The sequence below is a fragment of the Chryseobacterium sp. FR048 genome (assembly GCF_056844665.1).
In genome coordinates, this window is record NZ_JBXDSE010000007.1 from 165872 (window position 1) to 187776 (window position 21905).

The window sequence follows — 21905 nt, forward strand, 5'->3', positions numbered from 1 at the left end:
TTACCCGTAATACCTACAAACACAAAATCCCTTTCCTGCATAACACAATGAAAGAGTTGATTTTCAGTATTTTATAAATTTACAAACAATTTTTAGCGCCAAAAGAGGGGCAAAGATACAAAAAGTTAATCACAATAACAAATAAATCACCTCATTTTTAAGGTGTTAAAATAAAAAGGCTGCCCGAAACGAGCAGCCTTCTATTATGAAGTTACCAAATTATTTTACAATAACCTTATAAGATTTTACAGTTGATTTAGTCTCAATCTTAATGATATAAACTCCTGTAGGCAATGAAGAAGTATCAATACCAGTACGTGCAGAGAATTTATCAGATTTCACAACTTTTCCTTCTGTAGAGAATAGTGTATAAACTCCCTCTTCAGCGGATGTAATCATAAGATTTTCTCCAGCTTTTACCGGGTTTGGATATACTTTAACGTCATTAGCTACTTCTGTAACATCTGATGCAATAACTTTTGCCGTTGTAGCTGAACCGTTTTTCAGGAACGTAGCATAAGGTGAAAGCGGAGAATTTGGAGCTCCTCTCTTCACTAGATCTGTATCTACAACAGACTGAATACCATCTTTATCACTATCATTGATTATAGAAATGAATCCACCTCCTAAGGTATCAAGATTTGCTTTTCCTATAGCATATAAATCGAATGTTAAATTATTTGATTTTGTATTTAAGAAATCAGGAATATTACCACCTGATGTATTTTTAAGAGGATATTTCATTTTACCAGAATCTGGGAAAGTTTCCAGAATGTCTGCAATACCATTTTTACCAAATCCTCCAGGTACATTACTATCAATTACACCGTTACGGTCTTTATCAACCTGATCAATAATTGATGTTGGAATACCAGATTCAAATAAATCTAAAACACCGTCGTTATCAGAATCCAAATCAAGATAGTTAGATATACCATCTCCCAATACTGGAACAATTAAGATATTACCTTCACTGTCGTCATCTTCAAACACCCCGTTATTGTTAAAATCTTCTATACCGTCAGGAATACCATCATTATCTGAATCCATATCACAAGCATCTATAATGCCATCGCCATCTGTATCCAGAACAGGAGACTTGTCATTTACCGTAGTACAACTTCCGCCGCCTGTTTCTGCACAATCCGGAATACCGTTACCATTAAGGTCTACACTATCATCTCCGTTCGGACATTTATCAAAGCAGTTTGGAACACCATCATTATCATCATCCTTACTTGCAAATGCATTATAGATATTATACCCTTGAAGAAGGTTAACTGATAATAATGAACTAAAAGTAACCTTAATACGATTGAAAGGCTTTGTAGATTTCCCTCCTATATAGAATCTGTTAGATCCGGATGTAAAAAGATTTCCTGTAACAAGACTTCCAGATGTAAAAGTATCTGTCAGTTTATTTCCGTTATAAAACTGAACAGTAACTGCATCCAGTACACTCACTCCAATTAATCCTCCTGTTTTTTCAACAGTATATCCCGCAACGGTATTCGCAGGAAGCATACTGTTAGTCCCCACTGTTAAGCTTCCTGAAAAAAGGAAAGTTCCTAGCAACGGGAAAGTAAGTCTTGCATAGCTGGCAGGATCATTATCTACAACAGAACCCGGATTAGTCAAACTTGGAGTAAGAAGCCCTAAACCAGACTGTGTCCATCCAAATCCGTTGACAATATTTCCCGGAATTGAAGAACCGGTTGCCTGAATTTTATCATCACATTCACATCCTACAGGCTCCTCGAAAGCATAATATACTTTAAGAGCGCCCAAATTAACTCCTACAGTCTGCGTAAGTCTTAATCTAACTTCATTAAAAGGTTTGGTTGTTGTTAATGAAAGCTTCTGTCTTCCTGTACCATAGCTCAGAATTTTAATATTGATCAATCCTCCACCATCAGATAATGCTCTGGAATCCTGTAGCTGGCCAAATAAATAAGTTTCAATAGTAATATTTTTAAGAATCTCTACACTTAAGAATTTCCCCTGATCATCAGGATCTACAACAAAGCCAGCTCTGTTTCCTGCAGGATAAACCTGATTTTTATCTAAAACCCCAACAGAATAAGATCCTAATACCCCTACCGGAAGAACAACTGAACCATAAGTATTCTTGTTTCCGTCTCCGATATTTTCTTTATTATGTACAAAAGAAAGTGGAGCAAGGAAACTGCTGCTTCCTGATACATTTCCGTCTACACCACTTCCTGCAATAATATCATCACAAGCTGCATTATTATCTACAGGAACCTTAGTCGGATCAAACGCAAATGCATAATACACATTCAGCGCACTGAATATTGCCAATACATTGGTCTGATACAATCTCACTTCATTAAATTCTTTTGTTGTTCTTAAATTAAGAAAGATTCTGTTCTTCGTTCCTCCAAATAAAGGTATCGAAAGCAAAGATCCTGTAGCAGAAGTCTCCTGAAGAACACCGTTTTTATACGTACTGATTCTCAAAGAGCTTAACAAGTCTACCGTGATAGGACTTGTTCCCAAATCTACATTGAATCCGGTAATATATCCTGCAGGATACATGGTGTTTGTATTCTTCACAGCAATACCGTTTCCACTTACAAGGGTAGCAAAGCTTCCCATACTTACTTTGTTATCAGGATCGGCATCTACTACCGCACTCATACTGCCATTGTAGCATCCTAAACAGATTCCAAAGTTGTTGACAGGGTATGCCTCAACTCCCATCCCACGGATAGGCTCATACCCTTTCTGCGCAAATAATACTGCTGACATCACTAATGTCATAAGCATTGCAGCAAATTTTCCGAATAGTTTTTTTGTCATTTTTTTATTGTTTTTATAAGGTTTGTGTTTTTATCTTAATATAGAGCATTCCAGTTTGTTCCATTACATCCTTCATGTCTTTTTAAAGTACTATTATAACGTATAGCTCCTTCCTCTGATGACAAACATGTCGTTGCATTTGTTGCATTAGGAGTAAATCCTTTTAACTGAATAGCTGCACCATTAGAAGAGGTGGCCGTTGGTATCATATTTATTCCTACTATTGAACTTATACTGTTTCCTTGTCCTAAAAAAGCATGGATAGTATTTGTATATAAAGATTGATTTCCACCAGTTGATGTTCCATTAAACCCTAACACTAAAGCTCCAGAAGTCGAAGCTGCAGAACTTGCTGTGTTGTTAAATCCAAATGCAAAATTATTCGCTGAAGCAGCACTTCCACTTCCCACAATTACCCCCCCCGTATTTGTATTACCGTTTCCAACCGTAACACCTGTTATACCAGTAGAGGTATTATTATTTCCAACGACAAAACTGGTTCCTCCACTAAGAGTATTACTATTACCAAATGCTTTACCTCCATCACTAACAGTATTTTTAGCTCCTACAGCTACACTAGGAAAATTAGCGGCCAATGCTGACACTGTATTATCTCTTCCAATTGCAACATTTGAGGAGATATTGTCATTAAGTTTATTATTGGAGCCCCAGCTAAATGAAGCATAGGGTCCTGCTGTATTAGCATTTCCTCCCGTCAAATTACCTTCAAGATCCAGAATTGCTTTTACATTTTTCTTTGTGGCAATAACAAGATTCCGATCATCTGATGTGCCTAAGTAATTTCCTTTAGCAATATCATTTCCCAAAGTTGCAACAGGTGTTACTGTACTGTGATTACCTTCTGTATGCCAGTTTGTTCCTAAACCTGACCATTCTGCGCCATCAAAATAATAATATCCTGATGAGTTAACATTTATTGTCTGTCCTGCAGGTGCAGAATCTGCAACCGTAACATAAACAATTGCTCCTGTTTGTGCAGCTGTATAATTCTTGTCTCTCAATTGATTTCCGGTAAGTCTCGGGGCAATAATACCATCCAATTTAGTTTTCGTTCCCGGAACTCCTGTTACATCCAGAGTAGCCTGAGGAGACCCTGTATTAATCCCAACCTGTGCTATTGACATAAACCCCGCTGATACGAATGCGAGAATGCATAATTTCTTTTTCATTTGTTAAATATTTGTTATTAGTAGATTCAGTTTTTACATGATAATATCAGTTCATTTAATAATAAATGAAAGCAGATAATCTTAAAACATGGCCATAGGAAGCCAGAACCCCAAATGCTACTGATTTGAGGCAGACAGGTCAAGATGAAAGAAATTCAAAAGTAATCTTGACTTGTCAACTTCTATAAAAGAATTAAAGAAAACTCTCCTGACCTTCTTAAAATTGGTGACAAAAAATTGATGAAATTTTGATAGTAAGCGTGGTAATCTATTTAAAAACAAAATAGATTCTAGGCATTTAAGGGTGCTATTATCCTTAAATGTATCATTCACGGGAAAGCCAGCCAGTAACCGCTGCTCGATAGTCTTATTTCTACAGTTCAGCAATCCTGAGTGGTTTACTGTTGCAGATATAAATCTTGTGTTTGGTTTTCCTACATCATATAGCAGCAAGATAAAAGCATATATAAGACTGTAGGAAAGAAAATAATTTCGTTCCACTTGTATTGTGTTTTTTCAATACAAATATACTATTTTTTTAATAAAAACAACATTTAAGTATCAAAAATACATAAAAAACAACATAAAACAATACACAAAAACAATATATTATGTTAAAAATTAAAATATATTCAATTATAAACAAATATAACGACAAATAAAAAACAAATATTGCAATACCTTTAAATTTATTGTTTAAAAAAATAATAATTCTCTCAGAGACGATGTTTAATTGTTGACAAAAAACACAAAAAAATGTAGAAATTCTATTAAATTTTTGTAATTGAAGGGTCATTTACTTGGAAATACTTTAAGAATAAATTCTAATAATATGATCAGACAAAAGCAGAAGGATATCTTCCACGACATTCAGAACTTTCCAGCACAAAAAAGCCCGGGCAAATATGCCCGGGCTCTTATATTTATAATAAAACTGAAATTATTTCAATTCTACTTCAGCACCAGCTTCTTCTAATTGCTTCTTAAGAGCTTCAGCTTCGTCTTTAGAAACTCCTTCTTTGATTGGAGCAGGAGCACCGTCTACGATATCTTTAGCTTCTTTAAGACCAGCACCAGTTAAATCTTTTACTAATTTAACGATAGCTAATTTAGAAGCACCTGCAGACTTAAGAATTACGTCGAATTCAGTCTTTTCTTCAGCAGCTTCACCTGCACCACCTGCAGCAACTACTACAGCAGCAGCAGCTGGCTCAATTCCGTACTCATCCTTAAGGATAGCAGCTAATTCGTTTACGTCTTTTACAGTTAGGTTTACTAGCGTTTCAGCTAAATTTTTTAAATCTGACATTGTTGTAATGTTTTTGTTGATTATTTATTTAATTTTTTGAGTATAATTATTCAGCACTTGTTTCTTCAGTGCTTTCTGCAGCAGCTTCTGGAGCTTCAGCAGCAGGGGTTTCTTCTACCGCAGGAGCAGCTTCTTCAGCTTTAGCTTCTACAGTTTCAGGTTTGTTTTGAAGAGCAGAAACAACTCTCTGGATTGGAGACTGAAGTAATCCGATGATTTCACCGATCATTTCTTCTCTAGACTTGATGTTAGCCAACATGTCTAGGTTGTTGTCACCTAAGTAGAAAGTTTCCTGAACAAAAGCAGACTTTAAAGCTGGCTTTTCATCTTTCTTTCTGAATCCTTGGATTAACTTAGCAGGAGCGTTTGCTGTATCAGCAATCATCAACGCTGAGTTCCCTTTGAAAGTAGGGAACATTTCAGAGTAATCTACTCCTTCAATTTGTTCCATTGCTTTCTGTAAAAGTGTATTTTTTACAACTTTTACTTTAATGTTTTGCTTGAAAGCCTGTCTTCTGAAGTCAGAAGATTTACCAGCGTTCAAACCGTCTAAATCTGCTACGTATACTACTTTTGCATCCTGAAGCAAATCTTTGATCTCTTGTATTGCTACAACTTTTTGGTCTTTTGTCATTGTCTTAAGGATTATTATTAGTTAACAGATTTAGTATCAATTGCAATACCTGGGCTCATTGTAGAAGACAAATAGATCGACTTCACATAAGTTCCTTTAGCAGCAGTTGGCTTCATTTTGATCAATGTAGAGATCAATTCCTGAGCATTTTCCTTGATTTTAGCAGCATCGAAAGACACTTTACCAATACCAGCGTGGATAATACCGTATTTATCTACTTTGAAATCAATTTTACCAGCTTTTACTTCAGTTACTGCTTTACCAATTTCCATAGTTACAGTTCCTGATTTAGGGTTTGGCATTAAACCTCTTGGACCTAATACTCTACCTAATGGACCTAATTTACCCATTACAGCTGGCATCGTAACGATAACGTCAACGTCTGTCCAACCTTCTTTGATTTTTTGTAAATATTCGTCAAGACCTACATAGTCAGCACCAGCAGCTTTAGCTTCTGCTTCTTTATCTGGAGTTACTAAAGCCAAAACTTTAACATCTTTACCAGTACCGTGAGGAAGAGATACAACACCTCTTACCATTTGGTTTGCTTTTCTAGGGTCTACTCCTAATCTTACAGCGATATCTACTGAAGCATCAAACTTTGTAGTGTTCACTTCTTTTACAAGAGCTGAACCTTCTTCAAGGTTATAGATTCTTCCTTTTTCTACTTTGCTTAAAGCTTCCTTTTGCTTTTTTGTTAATTTTGCCATTTCTTCTTTAAGTATTAAGCGTTAAAAGTTGGTTTAGCTCCTGTTACTCTTAATCCCATAGATCTAGCAGTACCTGCTACCATAGAAACAGCAGAATCCATTGTAAAACAGTTAAGATCCGCCATTTTATCTTCAGCGATTTTCTTTACCTGTTCCCAAGTTACAGAACCTACTTTGTTTCTGTTTGGTTCACCAGAACCTCCCTTGATTTTAGCTGCATCCATCAACTGGATTGCTGCAGGTGGAGTTTTAATAACGAATTCAAAAGATTTGTCTTCGTATACTGTAATTACTACAGGTAAAACTTGCCCTGGCTTATCTTGGGTTCTTCCGTTAAATTGCTTACAAAACTCCATGATGTTCACACCTGCAGAACCTAATGCTGGACCTACTGGTGGAGAAGGGTTAGCTGCGCCACCTTTCACCTGAAGCTTTACCATTTTAAAGACTTTCTTAGCCATTGTTTGTTTTTTAAATTTGAATAATTAATGAGTTTGGAAGCATTTATTATTCAGCAGATTATCGCACTCACTTATGATAAGTCTGCTTTTTGGACTGCAAAAGTATAAAATATTTTTGAAACTACAAACGGATACTGTTGATTTTTAAAAAGTTTTAAAAAAATAATTGATATTCAGAATTTCATATTTCCGATTTCTATCCCTTCAAAATATTTTCACCGGTCTAAACAAAGAAAAGGAGAACAGATCACTGCCTCCTTCACCCTAATTCTATTATGATTATTATGAAAAATTATTTTTTAAGAAATTTCAGGCTCTCCTCTTTTTCTTTTATTTTAAGAATATACATTCCTTTTACAAGATCTTTAACCTCTATTATCCCCTGTTTTATTGATCCGTTTTTCACCAGTTGCCCTGCAGCATTATAAATACTGAAATCCTGATCTTTCACACCCTCTATATGAATAAAGTCTGTAGCAGGGTTAGGATATATTCTGAATCCTGAATTTTTAGAAATCTCGTGGGTAGACATTGTTCCTTCAGGAAAAATTAAATTCTGTGCGTATACCGCCTGTACATTATCACCGGCTTTCTGTTCCTGAAATACAACAACTCCCTGACCGCTTACAGGTCTTAATACGGAAGGATATGCTTTAGAGGCTGCAAAGGTTGCCACAGGAAGATAATGCTCCTGCCACGCAAATTCTCCGTTACCATCAAGCAAAACAGCATTCAGAGAAACATTGAGTGCAGTTCCTTCTTTTTTCTGGACTACAAAATAAGGTTTATCATTCACCAGCTGCAAGTCGCCATAATGAAACATCGATATATTATCAATAGGGAAAACCTGCTTGGCATTATCGGTGAAAAGTCTTGCTCCCGTACCTTTATCAAACTTTTGGATGAATTCCCCATTCTGTCCCTGCGATGAAGAGCTATAATTCGACATGGCCCAGATATAAGGTGATCCCGGGGCAAATGCCATTTTCATATCTTTTTCGAAATAAGTCTGATTGGTATCAAAGTCTACTCCTACATTTCCCCACGGAAGATTACTGTTCGCATCAATTCTCTGAAGGTAAGCATCAAACCTCATATTTTCGCCACTGCTAAATCCGTAATAAACCACGTTGCCATCTACAGCTCCCGAATACTTTGTATTGTATGCCGTAGATTTTGTGGTGATCTGCTTAGAGCCATCCCAGAGAATTGTTCCTGTTTTCAGACTAAGCTTTTGAGCAAACAGATAACTTGTAGTACCGAAAGATACCTGCTTATGGAAAATCAGCTCACATTCGTCATTAGGTAATTCAAAAAGGTTGGCAGGAATTGTATTTTTGGCAGCGTCATTGGATTGAATCTGAGTTGGAGCTGACCACATTGCCTGCCCCGCAGCATCAAATTTCTGAACTTTTGTATATTTCTGACTGGGTGGGAAATACGCCACTACAATTTCTCCTGTAGACAAAGGCAGGATAGTTGGCAGATAAGCTTCTCCAAGACTGATTCCATTAGGCCATTCTGATACGCCTTGTGGAGTAATTTTAAAAACATATCCAGGATTACCAGACCCGGTTCCCGTCACTCCTATATAAAGATTATCCGAAGAATCTACTGCTGTATTTTCTACCACGGTATAAGTACTCATTGGGATCTGGTCTGTAATTTTGATTCCGTCTGCACCTAATTGTTTATTTCCGAGTTTGTCTAAAATCTGCAGTCTCAATTCAAAGTTTATAGGTGCCGGTACACTTTTCCAGTAGCCGATATAGGTTTTTCCATCACTGGTCGTTGCCGCAAAAGAAGATCCGCCAGGTTTTGATATTAAAAGATTCTGATCAAGTAAAGGATTCCATTGCGCTTTTCCTGAAAAGCATAAGGATAAGGCCGCAAAAAGGGTAAGTAATTTTTTCATAGTGGTATTGTTTTAAATATGAAGCAAAGGAATACAATCTCTGCTGACAGTCTTTAAAATTGGCCACACAATTACCACTTAAAGGATAAAAAGCACCACACTATTACCACACACCATTAAAATAAATACTAGTAATCAACACCTTACAATTCATTCAGATATTGAGCAAGATCTTCTTTTGTATTGGTAAGGTTCATTTTTTTTCTCAATCTTGTCCTTGAATTTTCGATTGTTTTTGGGGTAACATTCAGAAGGTTCGAAATTTCTTTTGTAGATAGTTTAAGTTTCAGCATAGCCGCCAACCTTTTGTCATAATTGGTCAGTCCCGGATGTTTACGGTCCAGATTTTCGTAAAACGATTCATGGATATTCAGAAAATGATATTCAAAATCTCCCCAGGAATCCTGTTTGGTATTCAGTTTTATTTCGTTGATAATTCTTGAAACTTCGTCGATTTCACTATCTTTCAGTTTAGATTTCAATACGTTTACCTGTTCTAAAAGAGACTTGAAAATTTCTTCAATTTTAGACTGCTCCATCGATTTGTAGACCAGCATTTTCTCTTTCATCTGATTATCTATCTCCAGTTCTTTTTCACGGTTTTCAATGAGTTTTTTTTCAAGACGAAGCTTTTCCGCTTTGTTTCTGAAGTTGATAAGAAGCAGAATGCAAATCACCAACACCAGCAAAAGAATAATAACCATTACCGCATACTGCATATTCTTTCTGTCCTGTTCTATTGTATCCAGCCTCTTCTGTAATTCGTAATCATGTTTCACTTTCAGCCTTTCAACGTTCACGGCTTTTTCTTCTACATTCAGCAAATCTCTGATGGAGTCATATTTCTTAAAGGTTTCAGTTGAATGCTTATAATCTTTATTCAGCTGATATGCTTTGTATAAAGTTCGCAGATAGTTTGTATCATCAAAACTTACAGCATTCGGAACTACATAATTTCCAACATTTCTGGCATACAGCAGTGCTTTTTCAGGGTTTCCTGTTTCGATATAAAAATTGGCAAGGTTGTAATTGACCTGATAGTTTGATTTTTTATCGTCAATATTATTTTTTTTCAAAATATCATTGGCTTCCAGCAGATAGCTTTCTGCTTTCACATGATTTCCTTCCAGAAAATTCAGCTTCCCAAAGTTTGAAAAGACAAATGCTTTCAGAACAGGATTATCATAATTTTCAAAAGTTGACAGTCCTTTTTCAAAATAATATCTTGAAGAGTCCAATTTAGACAGTACCAGATATGCGTTTCCCAGGTTATTGAATGCTTTAACGGTTTCTACCTGTTTTTTCTGTTTCTGATAAAAGGTTAAAAGTTTTTTGTAGTAAGTGACCGCCCGCCTGGTATCATTAAGCTGAGAATAGGTATAGGCAAAAATACCATCTATTTTAGCCGTTTTTTCTTCATCTTTATCCAGAAATAAATGATAAGCTTTGTTAGAATAATCCAATGCTATGTCGAAATAGTTCATATCACTGTAGATTTTGGCCGCTTCTATATAAAAGTCACCTAAATCCTTATCCTGAACACTTTTCCTCGCTTTCTGTATATAAAGTTCTGCTTTTGGCCAATCTTTAAATTTCAGCTCATTGGCTGTATTCATATATTGCTCATACTCTTTTCTTTCCTGCCCCCAACAGAATATCACTGAAAGTAACAGCCCTATAAAAAGTAGACGTTTCCCCATAATCAATATAATTCCATATAAAATTATAAAATCATTTGATAAAACAATAGGTAATCTCTCATTCTACCTTAGAAATTGACAAAACATTCCATTTATAATGAAAAAGGTATTAAACGAAAAAAGGCCATTTAGAATAAATGACCTTTGTATTTTAAATAATAAATTTCAGCTTTTAAAAACCTGAAGGTTTGCTAATCGTTTTTGTAGAACCATCTGTTCCCCCGAGATCAGCATTTACATCATTGATGTTTTGTTTGGTGATCAATCTTTTATAGGCCATCAGATAGAGTTCTACTGTAAAATTGTTATAGTTTCTTGATGGCGGATTACTGTTGGTAGCCACAAGTCTACTATCTGTAAACCTTGCTTTGATATGCCATGTTCCGTTACTTTTGAAAGCAACAGCATCAGGTGATCCCTGTTTGTTGTCATTGATTCCGTTGTCTCCGTAATCAAGCATCACATTCGTGGAATTATCATTAAGTTTGAAAGAATAATTGTGAAGAACCACCAGAAAATTATTGGCATCAATCTTCGTGTCATAATCTGTAATTCCCAATCCTGATACTCCGGTAAGGGTAAGCTTAATATAGTTGAACAATCCACTGCTTTCCAATTTCGGATCATACACCTGCAGGGCATTCTCAGATGTAGCTAAAAAACTACCTCCTGTCATTGTAGGTTCTCCCGGATTTCTGAGATATAATGCGTTCGTATATGTTTTTCCGTTGACGTCAAGTGTTTCTGTAGGTTTATCGGTTTTGATTCCTACTTTACCGGTTTGGGCATTAAAAAAGATTCCCAGACCCATCATTATTGTTATAAAAATTTTTTCTCTCATATTGTTTTATTGAAGCCCTAGTGGCGTATTGGTTGAAACTCCGGAATAGGCTGGTGAAGCTGATGCTGAAACTGATCCTGTGAAAGTCCCCCAGTCTTTTACCAGTGATTTTTCAAATACATTCAGCGTAAGCGTCCATGTCCCGTTTTGTGAAGAAACAGTCCCTGCTCCTTTAAAACTTAAATTGATTGCATGGTAATTCTTTCCTCCACTTGCTATTTTCGTAATTTCTGTAGAATAAGCTCCGTATGATTTTGGATTTGTAGAAGTATTAGCTGCCAATACTGCTCCGCTGAAGGTTGCTCCGGTAACAGCCACTACATATTTGTCTGCCTCAAGACCGGTGTTCAGATTCACTACTTCATCCTGATTCACATTTTTAAGGATGATGGTGTATATATTAACAGGAGCTACATTCCGAAGCGAAATGTCCAGCATTTTTACTTTTCCTACTGGTGAACTGTCTTTGGAACGGGTAAGAAGCAGGTAGCTTCCTCTTGCCGTTGTATTTTCAGTATCCACCAAATAAGATTCTACCAATGTTTCTCCCTCCACATCAAGGGTACCTTTCGGATTTGCAGTATTGATTCCTACCTGAGCTTTCATTCCAAGAGAAGCAAAAGCAACGATGAGTAATGCCGTTATTTTTTTCATATGTGTATTTTTATTGAATTAATGGTGCAGAAGCAGCACCTGTTGTAGTTCCTCCAAGATCTTGTGTAGGAGCGTTATCTTTTGCATAAGACCTGTCGAAGACCAATAAATTAAGTGTCCATTCACCGGTAGGTAAAGTTGAAGCCGGAGAGAATCCCTGATAATCTGCTTTAAGCTTCCATGTACCGCCTGAAGAGTATGCGAATATCTGAGGTACCGGCGTTACCCAGTCAGTAGATGATCTGATGGGCTGTGTAAATCCGAAAGAAGAAATAACGACAAGGAATTTCTGAGAATTGATCTTAGTATCAAACTGATTTACCCAGTCTTTGTCTGTGGGATCACAAGTAATTTTATACTGGATAAGATTAATAGGCGCTGGTGAATTCGGTACAAAAGTATCGTTGTATGCCGTAATTTTATTTTCCGGCGCAGGGGATTTGATAATAAAGGTATAGTTTTCATTAGCCCCCAGCTTTTCCATAGGTTGTTTGAAAACAATTCCGGATGTCTTCATGGTGCCGTTTACAGTGAGTTCCTTTTCAGGTTTCGATGTATTAATACCAACTTGAGCATTAGCCACACCGGCTAACCCTATCAAAAGGATAGTCGAAATAATTTTTGTCATGGGATATGTGTTTATTTTACTACTTTTCTTTCCTTATGCTTCAAATTCCATTTCAATGTCATTAGAAAACACAGAGGTTCTATACATATCTATACTATGCATAAAATAAGAAAAATATAAATTTTATGGATTAACAGACAATAAACTTACAATAAGCATGCCATCAAAAGTGAATCTATTGTGAGAAACCCTCATCAATAAAAGGAAAACCACGAGTTATCCCGAAAATGTGAATATTCAATCCCGGCAAAGTACTCTATAGAAGCAGATACCAACCATGTGAATATTTTATATTTTCAATAAAAAAAATCTTAAAAAATTACTAAAACTTAAAAATAAAAGATAAAATAAGACTATTTATTTTCAATAATTAATTATTGACGATAAAGCCATAACGAATAGCATATCAATGAGTGTATTATCTGGTTAATATACCCGGTTCCTGTTAAAGCAAAGCATAAGAGGACTGTATCGTATAAACGGACTGGAAGAATATCTGGTGATAAAATAACTTTATTGAGATTGCTATGAACTGATAATGTCTGGGCATATTTAAAACACCAAACCTAACAGGTTTTTGAAACCTGTTAGGTTTATATTATATAGAGTCAAGCGCAAAAGTTGGCGGCAACATAAAAATATATGAATGTAAATTTAAAATTATTTTTCATTTATACTTTTGTCTTAAAACAAAAGTATACAAAAATTCAAGACTGGAATCATCCGCTAAAAATTGAGATTGACTCCTAAAATTTCCAAACTCGCATGGAATCAAATCTTTCTTCTTCGATTCAAAATCCCAGCCATGCTCAGACAGTGGAAATTTTTTAACGGATTCAATCTTAATTTTTTTAACGCTCCTGCTTCCTAGGTCAATTAAAGATTACCCTTTTCAAGTCCAGTCGTTTTTTTATCCTCGTTTTTCTTTGTATCTGAAATTCAAATTCTCTCCAACTTTTGCGCTTGATCCATTATATATTCCAAATTTTCAATTCAACAATTACCATAGTCTTAAAACAAAAAAGACCGCTAAAATAGCAGTCTTTTAATTTTATATAAGTAATTGTTATACTTTTTCTACTTGCATGTAGCTAAGCTCCATTGGAGTTTTTCTACCGAAGATCAATACAGAAACTTCAATTTTCTTTTTGTCTTCAAGAATCTTCTCAACTGTACCGTTGAATCCGTTGAAAGGTCCGTCGATTACTTTCACGTTTTCACCTACTACATATGGAATCTCAACATCGCTTGCGAATTCTGAAAGTTCATCCATTCTTCCAAGCATTCTGTTCACTTCTGATTTTCTCATTGGAACAGGATCCCCACCTTTTGTTAAGCTTAAGAAAGATATAACTCCAGGGATGTTTTTGATAACGTGAGGAATTTCTCCCATCAGATCAGCTTCGATCATCAGGTAACCAGGATAGTAAGGTCTCTCTTTAGGAACTTTTTTACCGTTTCTAATCTGAATTACCTTTTCCATAGGAATAACCACTTGAGTAACATACTGCTCAAACCCTAAACGTTTGATTTCTGTCTCAATATAGTTTTTCACTTTATTTTCCTGTCCGCTGATAGCTTTCAGCACATACCATTTCAATTCGCTCATTATGGGAAAATACTTTTAATTAATTGAACAAGTTGATTAGCATTCCGATGATGTTGCTGATTGCTTTTGAAAACAATTCATCAACTCCAAAGGTAAATAATGCCAGAATCACTGTCGCAATAGTCACTACAATAGTAGATGACTGAAGGTCAGCCCACTTTGGCCATTCAACTTTATGTCTGAATTCGTTATAAGAACCTTTTAAAAAATCGACAAATGAACTCATAATTTATATTTGCACGGGCACAAGGATTCGAACCCTGATCAACGGTTTTGGAGACCGGTATCCTACCATTGGACGATGCCCGTAGATTAAAGCTTCCGAGAAGTTTCCTTTCGGAAGCTTTATTTATTTTAAGATGATTAGTCTACGATTTCAGTAACCTGACCTGAACCAACTGTTCTACCACCTTCTCTGATCGCAAATCTAAGACCTACGTTAAGAGCGATTGGTTGTAACAATTCTACAGTGATCTCTAAGTTATCACCAGGCATTACCATTTCTACACCTTCTGGTAAGAAGATCTCACCTGTAACGTCAGTAGTTCTTACGTAGAACTGAGGACGGTACTTGTTGTGGAATGGAGTGTGACGTCCACCTTCTTCTTTAGAAAGGATATAAACAGAAGCCTTGAATTTTTTGTGTGGCTTAACTGAATCTTTCTTAGCGATAACCATACCTCTCTTGATGTCAGTTTTTTCAATACCTCTCAACAATAGACCTACGTTATCTCCAGCTTCACCTCTATCTAGGATCTTTCTGAACATCTCAACTCCTGTAATAGTAGAAGTTAATTTCTCGTCACCCATACCTACGATATCAACTGGATCTCCAGTGTTGATAACACCAGCCTCGATTCTACCAGTTGCTACAGTACCTCTACCTGTAATAGAGAATACGTCTTCGATTGGCATCAAGAAAGGCTTATCAGTATCTCTTGGTGGTTGCTCGATCCACTCATCAACAGCGTTCATTAATTCTTCAACGCTCTTGAACCACTTATCTTCTGTGTTAGCAGGAGATGCAGTAGCTGCAGTAAGAGCTCCTAGTGCAGAACCTTGAATTACTGGAGAGTTATCTCCGTCAAATTCGTAAGTAGACAATAGGTCTCTAAGTTCCATTTCAACAAGTTCTAACAATTCTGGATCATCCACCATGTCAACTTTGTTCATGAAAACAACGATTCTAGGTACGTTTACCTGACGGCAAAGTAGGATATGTTCTCTAGTTTGAGGCATTGGACCATCAGTTGCAGCACATACTACGATAGCTCCATCCATTTGAGCAGCACCAGTTACCATGTTCTTAACATAGTCGGCGTGACCTGGACAGTCAACGTGAGCATAGTGTCTTTTTTCAGTTTCGTACTCGATGTGAGCAGTATTGATAGTGATCCCTCTTTCTTTTTCTTCTGGAGCAGAGTCAATTGCAGAGAAGTCTTTTTTCTCAGCAAGACCTTTGCTAGCTAATACAGCAGAAATAGCAGCTGTAAGAGTAGTTTTACCATGGTCAACGTGACCAATAGTACCAATGTTCAAGTGTGGTTTGTTACGATTAAACGTTTCCTTTGCCATGATTTAAAATTATTTATTTATTGTTTTTCAAATTTTCGGTGTGCAAATATAATGAATTTTTAAATACCAAAAACTTTTTCTTTAAAAAACTTTCAATATTATCATCCAATGAAGGACAAACCTTATATTTAAACGTATTGAGACTGCAAATTTACACATTTTTCCGAATAGAAAAAATCTTTATAATACCTTTTATAGTACCTTTTACGAAAAAGCCTGAAATACAGAATATTCCAGGCTCAATTAATATATAAAATAAAAGAATAATCAGGCTTGATGGGGCCTTCTGGTCCTGTTGAAGATCCAGAAAATGATCGGAAATATCAGCAATGTAAGAATCGTTGCCGTAATTAATCCTCCGATAATAACAATTGCTAAAGGTTTTTGTGATTCTGAACCAATTCCTGTAGATAATGCAGCCGGCATCAGTCCGATGGATGCCATCAATGCGGTCATAATCACCGGTCTGGTTCTGGATTTCACCCCATTTAATATGGCAGTATCTATATCAAGACCATTTTTAACATTCTGATGGAATTCTGTAATAAGGATGACCCCGTTCTGTATACAGATCCCCAATAGAGCAATCATTCCTACTCCGGCAGAGATCCCGAAATTGATTCCGGTAACATGCAGGGCAATGATCCCCCCTATCAATGCAAAAGGTACGTTGGCCAGCACGAGAAGTGAATCTTTCATGTTTCCAAACAGAATAAATAACAGGAAGAAAATCATCAGGATACTCACCGGTACTACCTGTGCCAATCTGTGTGAAGCACGCTGCTGGTTTTCAAACTGCCCGGTCCATCCTACAGAATACCCGTCCGGAAGGTCAATGGTAGCCACTTTTTTCTGTGCATCAGCAATGGTCCCTCCAAGGTCTCTGTCACGAATCGAAAACTTCACCCCGATATATCTTTTGATATTATCTCTGTAAATAAATGCCGCACCGTTGTCTTTTACAATTGTACTGATCTCTTTTAAAGGTATTTTTGCGCCATCCTGGGTAGGCACCATCAGAGAAGCAATATCGTTTTCATTGGTTCTGTATTCCTGGGAATAACGGAGACGAATCGGGAATTTTCTTTCTCCATCAAACATTTCTGAAGCTGTCTTCCCACCGAAAGCCATTTCAAGAACAGCCTGTGCATCTGCCGGCATTACTCCATATGCAGCCATTTTATCCCTGTCAAGGACTACACTTACTTCAGGCTGACCGATATTTTTAATGATTCCGGGATCTTTTACCCCGTCTACATCTTTAATTTTAAGTAAAACCTCATGGGCTAATTTATCAAGGGTTTCCAGATTATCTCCATAAATCTTGATTCCGTTTTCTGCTTTGAAACCCGCTACAGCCTCTGCTACGTTATCAGAGATCGGCTGGGAATAGTTGAAGGTAATTCCCTGGTAGCTTCGTAATTTCTGATCAATTTCATTAATCAGTTCATCATAGGTGATCTTTCGCTTCCATTCTTCTCTTGGCTTAAGGTTTACCGCGAACTGTACAAATCCGAATCCGTTCGGATCAGTTCCGTCGTTACTTCGCCCCGTCTGTGCAAGAACATCTGTTACTTCGGAGAAGCTCAGAATGTCTTTCTTCAAAAGATCAGCGGTTTTCAATGATTCTTTTAGTGAAGAACTCATCGGCATTTCTGCAGTAATCCAAAGAGATCCTTCGTTCAATTGCGGTAAGAATTCTGTTCCTAAAAATTTACCTGAGAACAGAGTCACCGCCAGGAATGAGATGGCTACGATCATACTCGTTCTTTTATGTTTGAAAGTAAGATTAAAACCCTTCAGAACAATTCTGTCCCAAAAGTTCACAAACGGGTTATTTTTTTCTTTTACATTTTTATTTAAAAGGATATGTGAAAGAACGGGTACCAGTGTCAATGTGAATATCAGAGCTCCCATCAATGCAAATCCTAAGGTAAATGCTAATGGTGAGAACATCTTCCCTTCTACTTTCTGGAATGAGAAGATCGGAATCAAAGAGGTAATGATAATCAGCTTCGAAAAGAAGATCGCTTTTCCTAAACCGGTTCCGGTCTGCTTGATCCAGCCTCCTTTTGCCAGTTTATTGAATTTCTCCATTCCATATTTATGAGCTTTGTGGTCGAGCATTACGAAGAGCCCTTCCACCATGACGACGGCACCGTCAATGATAATCCCGAAGTCTACTGCTCCTAGTGAAAGGAGATTGGCACTCATTCCCGCAAGCTTTAAACATAAGAATGCAAATAATAAGGATAAAGGAATGATAATAGAAACAATTAGGGTCGTTCTCCAGTCTGCCATGAAAATTAAAACGATAACCGTTACCAACACAATCCCCTCAATAAGGTTATGCATTACAGTATGCGTAGTAAAGTCCATCAGGTTGTCTCTATCATAGAAGGTCACCATTTTTACATCTTTGGGAAGGATCTTTTCATTAAGTTCTTTGATTTTAGCTTTCACTCCGATCAGAACTTCTCTTGGATTTTCCCCTTTTCTCATCACAACAATTCCTTCTACGGTATCATCATGATGATTTAATGCTGCCTGTCCTACTCTAGGCATCGAACTTTCATGAACTTCAGCAACATTTTTTACCAGGACTGGGTTTCCACTGTCGTTCTGAATGGTAATATTTCCTATATCAGCAACAGATTTTACCAAACCAATCCCTCTTACCACATAGGCTTGTCCGTTCTTTTCGATAACGTCACCACCCACATTCAGGTTACTTTTCGTAACGGCATCGTATACCTGAAGCGGGGTCAGGTTATATTTATCCAAAGCTCTCGGATCGATACTTAATTCGAAAACTTTGTCCTGTCCTCCGAAAACGTTGATGTCTGCTACACCGGGTACGCCTCTTAAAGCACGGTCAATAACCCAGTTTTGCAGGGTAAGCAGTTTTCGGGAGTCTTTTGTTTTACTTTCCAGCGTGTATCTGAAAATTTCTCCGGTTGGCCCGTAGGGTGGCTGCACTTCAGGGTCTACCTCGTCAGGAAGGCTAATGGTTCTTAATTGGTTGTTGACCTGATTTCTGGCAAAAGTATCATCCACCCCGTCGTCAAACAGAATTTTAACAATGGAAAGTCCAAACATCGTAGTACTTCTCACACTGGTTTTCTTCTGAACCGGGCTCATGGCCAATTCGATGGGGGTTGTTACAAAACGTTCTACTTCTTCTGCACTACGTCCATTCCATTGGGTAATAATGACAATCTGGGTATTTGTAACATCCGGAAAAGCTTCAATGGGCATGTTCTTGAAACTTATAAAACCGGAAATCGCTAAAATAGCCACCCAGATAAAGGTAAAGGCTTTATTTTTTAACGAAAAAGCGATTATATTTTTAATGAATTTATTCATGATAGATAAATTGATGACCTAAAAAAGCCGTTGAAAGAAATTTTTCTAAATGGTTTAATAGATTAGCTATTCAGTGAGCGATATATCAATAGCTGATTGTTGGTAATCACTTCTTCTCCTTCTTTAAGACCATCAGCAATATAAGTCACATCTCCTACCTGTTTCAGGACCTTCACTTCTCTGATCTTTACATCGGTTCTTGATTTAAAAACTACTACAAAGCTTTTATTGTCATCAAAGATCACCGCTTTAGAAGGTACGGTAAGCATCGCATTGTTCTCTAAGCTGGAAACTTTTATGGTTGCTTTACTATCCGGGATCAGTAAACCATTGGCATTATCCAGTACCACTCTTGCCTGCATTGCATTGGTTTGCGGATCAATAATTTTAAATATTTTATCAATCTTTCCGTCGAAAAACTTATCCGGATATGAAAGTGTAGAAACCTGAGCTTTCATTCCAAGACTGATCTTATCAATATCTGATTCGTTAACGTTCATGATCGCCCATACATTGGTTGTATTGGCTACGTCAAAAATATTATCACTTCTATCGCTTCTCAGCTGCATATCTTTATTGATGCTCTTCTGAACAATGTATCCGTTAATAGGAGCCACGACACTATAGATATTTCCGGATTTCACATTATAAACCGTACTTACAGCACTGGCTCTCTGCAACTGATCCTGCGCTTTCTGCAACTGGCTTTTGGCTTCCAGAACATCTCTTTCCGTATTCAGCTTTCCTTCATATAGTTCTTTGGCTACCCGAAGATTATTTTTGGCAACTACCAAATCTGTTTTGGCATCACTTACATCTTTTTGGATCTCAGCCAACTCGGTACTTCTGATAGTAGCCAACACCTGTCCTTTCTTTACATAGTCTCCCAACTCCACGTTGACACTCATCACATTTCCTCCTACCAGCGGATAAACATCTATATAACTGTTTTTATCCGCAGAAATCTTTCCGTAAAAGCTGTATTCATCTTCTATATTCTTTTTTTCAACTTTTGCCAAAGAAATGGAACTTAACATGGTATTACTAAGTTCAAAACCTTTTTTAGCCGGATTATTTTTTACTTCCTCTTTTTTTGAACAGGCCAATAATGATAAGACCATCAATACGGGGATAATATATGTTTTCATTGTTTTAATAGAAGATTTTCGTTTGTACTAGTTGATTAAGCTGTTCTGCAGACTGCATGATCTCGTTTTTCATATCATAGATCTGGAGAGCAGTTTCCCGGTAACTATCCATAAAGTCTGTAAATTCAATAAGATTCACATTTCCTTTTCTGAAATTGGTCAGCATTCCGTTGTATACTAACTCCATATTCTGTAAATCGGCAGTTTTTATATCCAGTAGCTGGTCATATTGAGCCTTCCAGGTTTTATAGGCAGATTGTACCTTGGTTTCAAGGGTCAGCTTCTGAAAGTCTGCATTCTTTTGATTCTGCTGGATGGCATAATTGGCTTTTACCACATTTCCCTGATTCACTCTCCATAAAGGCAATGGAATTCCCAGGGTAAGATTGGCTTCATTATTAAAGGTTCCTCCTGCCTGATCCCATGCAGCGCCTACATTCAGATCCGGTACATTCATTGATTTTTGCCATTGGGCATAGAGCTTACTGTTGTCTATTAACTTTAAGTTGTAACGATAGTCAGCATTGTTTTCCAGAGCTTTGCTTTTCAGTTCTTCTTCATCTCCAAAAGGCTGTGCTGCCAGTGCATCTTTGGCTTCGGATTCTGACATTTGTGGCTCTATATCTTCAGAAATACCGGTTAATACTTTTAAGTTCTGTTCAAACTCAAGGATATTTTTATTGATTTCCAGTTTATCGTGGTTCAGCTGAATAACAATACTCTGCAGTCTTACCGCGTCTTTCAATGAGACGTTTCCTTTTGCTGACTGTACCCGGTAAGCATTTAAAAGATCATTCATGTATCCCAACTGCTTATTGGTATTTTCCAGCTTCAGTTTTTCGTAATAAAGATTGAAATAGGTGGTACGAAGCTGGGATCTCAGATCAACCAGGAGTTGGGTAAACTGAAGCTGGGCCAATTCTTTATTCGATTTGGCAAAGGCAATTTCATTTTTCTTTTTGCCGCCCATATAAATTAATTGGGTAATTCCTGCTCCTTTTGAATGTCCTACATCAAAGAATTTTTTATCCTGAGGATTGTAAGCATTGAATTGACCGCTGAGTTGCGGCAGTTCCCAGATTTTGGCCTGCAGAATATCCGCATCAGCCATATTGATGTTGTATTGTTCGGCGAGCAGCTGGAGATTGTTCTTCTGAAATGCTTCTTCACATTCCACAAGAGACATTTGCTGTTGTGCCGCCAAAAGTGAGGAAAAGGCAAGACACAGCACTGCAATTCTGTTCATTATTTTTTCTTTTTAAATTACAAAATTGCTTGGATGCGATTAAAAGAAACTTAAATGATCCTTAAAAAAATATTAAAATCTCCTTAAACAGGCTAT

17 protein-coding genes and 1 tRNA gene are annotated in these 21905 nt (G+C 37.0%); all 18 read right to left on the reverse strand.

Annotation, left to right across the window (positions count from 1 at the left end; all coding sequences use genetic code 11):
* Positions 1 to 219 precede the first annotated feature (219 nt).
* Positions 220 to 2823: a T9SS type A sorting domain-containing protein gene (locus AC106K_RS19505; RefSeq protein WP_482447139.1), complete on the reverse strand. Its 2604-nt coding sequence runs from the start codon at positions 2821 to 2823 to the stop codon at positions 220 to 222.
* Positions 2824 to 2858: 35 nt separating this feature from the next.
* Complete coding sequence (locus AC106K_RS19510) at positions 2859 to 3968, reverse strand: hypothetical protein (RefSeq protein ID WP_482447140.1); 1110 nt, start codon at positions 3966 to 3968, stop codon at positions 2859 to 2861.
* A 985-nt stretch (positions 3969 to 4953) separates the two neighbouring features.
* The gene (gene rplL, locus AC106K_RS19515) at positions 4954 to 5322 is read right to left on the reverse strand and encodes a 50S ribosomal protein L7/L12 (RefSeq protein ID WP_047099697.1); all 369 of its coding nucleotides are present in this window, start codon (positions 5320 to 5322) and stop codon (positions 4954 to 4956) included.
* A gap of 46 nt (positions 5323 to 5368) precedes the next feature.
* Positions 5369 to 5956, reverse strand: coding sequence for a 50S ribosomal protein L10 (gene rplJ, locus AC106K_RS19520; protein WP_482447141.1), 588 nt, complete (start codon positions 5954 to 5956; stop codon positions 5369 to 5371).
* Positions 5957 to 5973: 17 nt separating this feature from the next.
* Entirely contained in the window at positions 5974 to 6666 is a 693-nt protein-coding gene (gene rplA / locus AC106K_RS19525; RefSeq protein WP_047099699.1) for a 50S ribosomal protein L1, read from the reverse strand.
* Positions 6667 to 6680: 14 nt separating this feature from the next.
* Entirely contained in the window at positions 6681 to 7127 is a 447-nt protein-coding gene (gene rplK / locus AC106K_RS19530; protein ID WP_065395252.1) for a 50S ribosomal protein L11, read from the reverse strand.
* 292 nt (positions 7128 to 7419) lie between these two features.
* Entirely contained in the window at positions 7420 to 9042 is a 1623-nt protein-coding gene (locus tag AC106K_RS19535; protein WP_482447142.1) for a T9SS type A sorting domain-containing protein, read from the reverse strand.
* Between the two features lie 143 nt (positions 9043 to 9185).
* Positions 9186 to 10742, reverse strand: a complete 1557-nt coding sequence (locus AC106K_RS19540) for a tetratricopeptide repeat protein (protein ID WP_482447143.1) — start codon at positions 10740 to 10742, stop codon at positions 9186 to 9188.
* Between the two features lie 172 nt (positions 10743 to 10914).
* Positions 10915 to 11583 carry a hypothetical protein gene (locus tag AC106K_RS19545; protein WP_482447144.1) on the reverse strand — a complete coding sequence of 223 codons (669 nt, stop codon included), beginning with the start codon at positions 11581 to 11583 and terminating at the stop codon, positions 10915 to 10917.
* Positions 11584 to 11589: 6 nt separating this feature from the next.
* Positions 11590 to 12237 carry a hypothetical protein gene (locus tag AC106K_RS19550; protein ID WP_482447145.1) on the reverse strand — a complete coding sequence of 216 codons (648 nt, stop codon included), beginning with the start codon at positions 12235 to 12237 and terminating at the stop codon, positions 11590 to 11592.
* A 10-nt stretch (positions 12238 to 12247) separates the two neighbouring features.
* Positions 12248 to 12865, reverse strand: coding sequence for a hypothetical protein (locus AC106K_RS19555; RefSeq protein ID WP_482447146.1), 618 nt, complete (start codon positions 12863 to 12865; stop codon positions 12248 to 12250).
* Positions 12866 to 13931: 1066 nt separating this feature from the next.
* A complete protein-coding gene (gene nusG / locus AC106K_RS19560; RefSeq protein ID WP_002976412.1) occupies positions 13932 to 14474 on the reverse strand; it encodes a transcription termination/antitermination protein NusG in 543 nt (180 codons plus the stop codon).
* Between the two features lie 19 nt (positions 14475 to 14493).
* Complete coding sequence (secE, locus tag AC106K_RS19565; RefSeq protein WP_002976410.1) at positions 14494 to 14700, reverse strand: preprotein translocase subunit SecE; 207 nt, start codon at positions 14698 to 14700, stop codon at positions 14494 to 14496.
* Positions 14701 to 14712: 12 nt separating this feature from the next.
* Positions 14713 to 14783 (reverse strand) — tRNA-Trp (locus AC106K_RS19570).
* A 54-nt stretch (positions 14784 to 14837) separates the two neighbouring features.
* A complete protein-coding gene (tuf, locus tag AC106K_RS19575) occupies positions 14838 to 16049 on the reverse strand; it encodes an elongation factor Tu (protein WP_482447147.1) in 1212 nt (403 codons plus the stop codon).
* A gap of 267 nt (positions 16050 to 16316) precedes the next feature.
* Positions 16317 to 19415, reverse strand: coding sequence for an efflux RND transporter permease subunit (locus AC106K_RS19580; protein WP_482447148.1), 3099 nt, complete (start codon positions 19413 to 19415; stop codon positions 16317 to 16319).
* Positions 19416 to 19477: 62 nt separating this feature from the next.
* Positions 19478 to 20563 (reverse strand): efflux RND transporter periplasmic adaptor subunit, encoded by a 1086-nt coding sequence (locus tag AC106K_RS19585; protein WP_482447149.1) that lies wholly within the window; start codon positions 20561 to 20563, stop codon positions 19478 to 19480.
* A gap of 4 nt (positions 20564 to 20567) precedes the next feature.
* A complete protein-coding gene (locus AC106K_RS19590) occupies positions 20568 to 21809 on the reverse strand; it encodes a TolC family protein (protein ID WP_482447151.1) in 1242 nt (413 codons plus the stop codon).
* Positions 21810 to 21905: the final 96 nt, after the last annotated feature.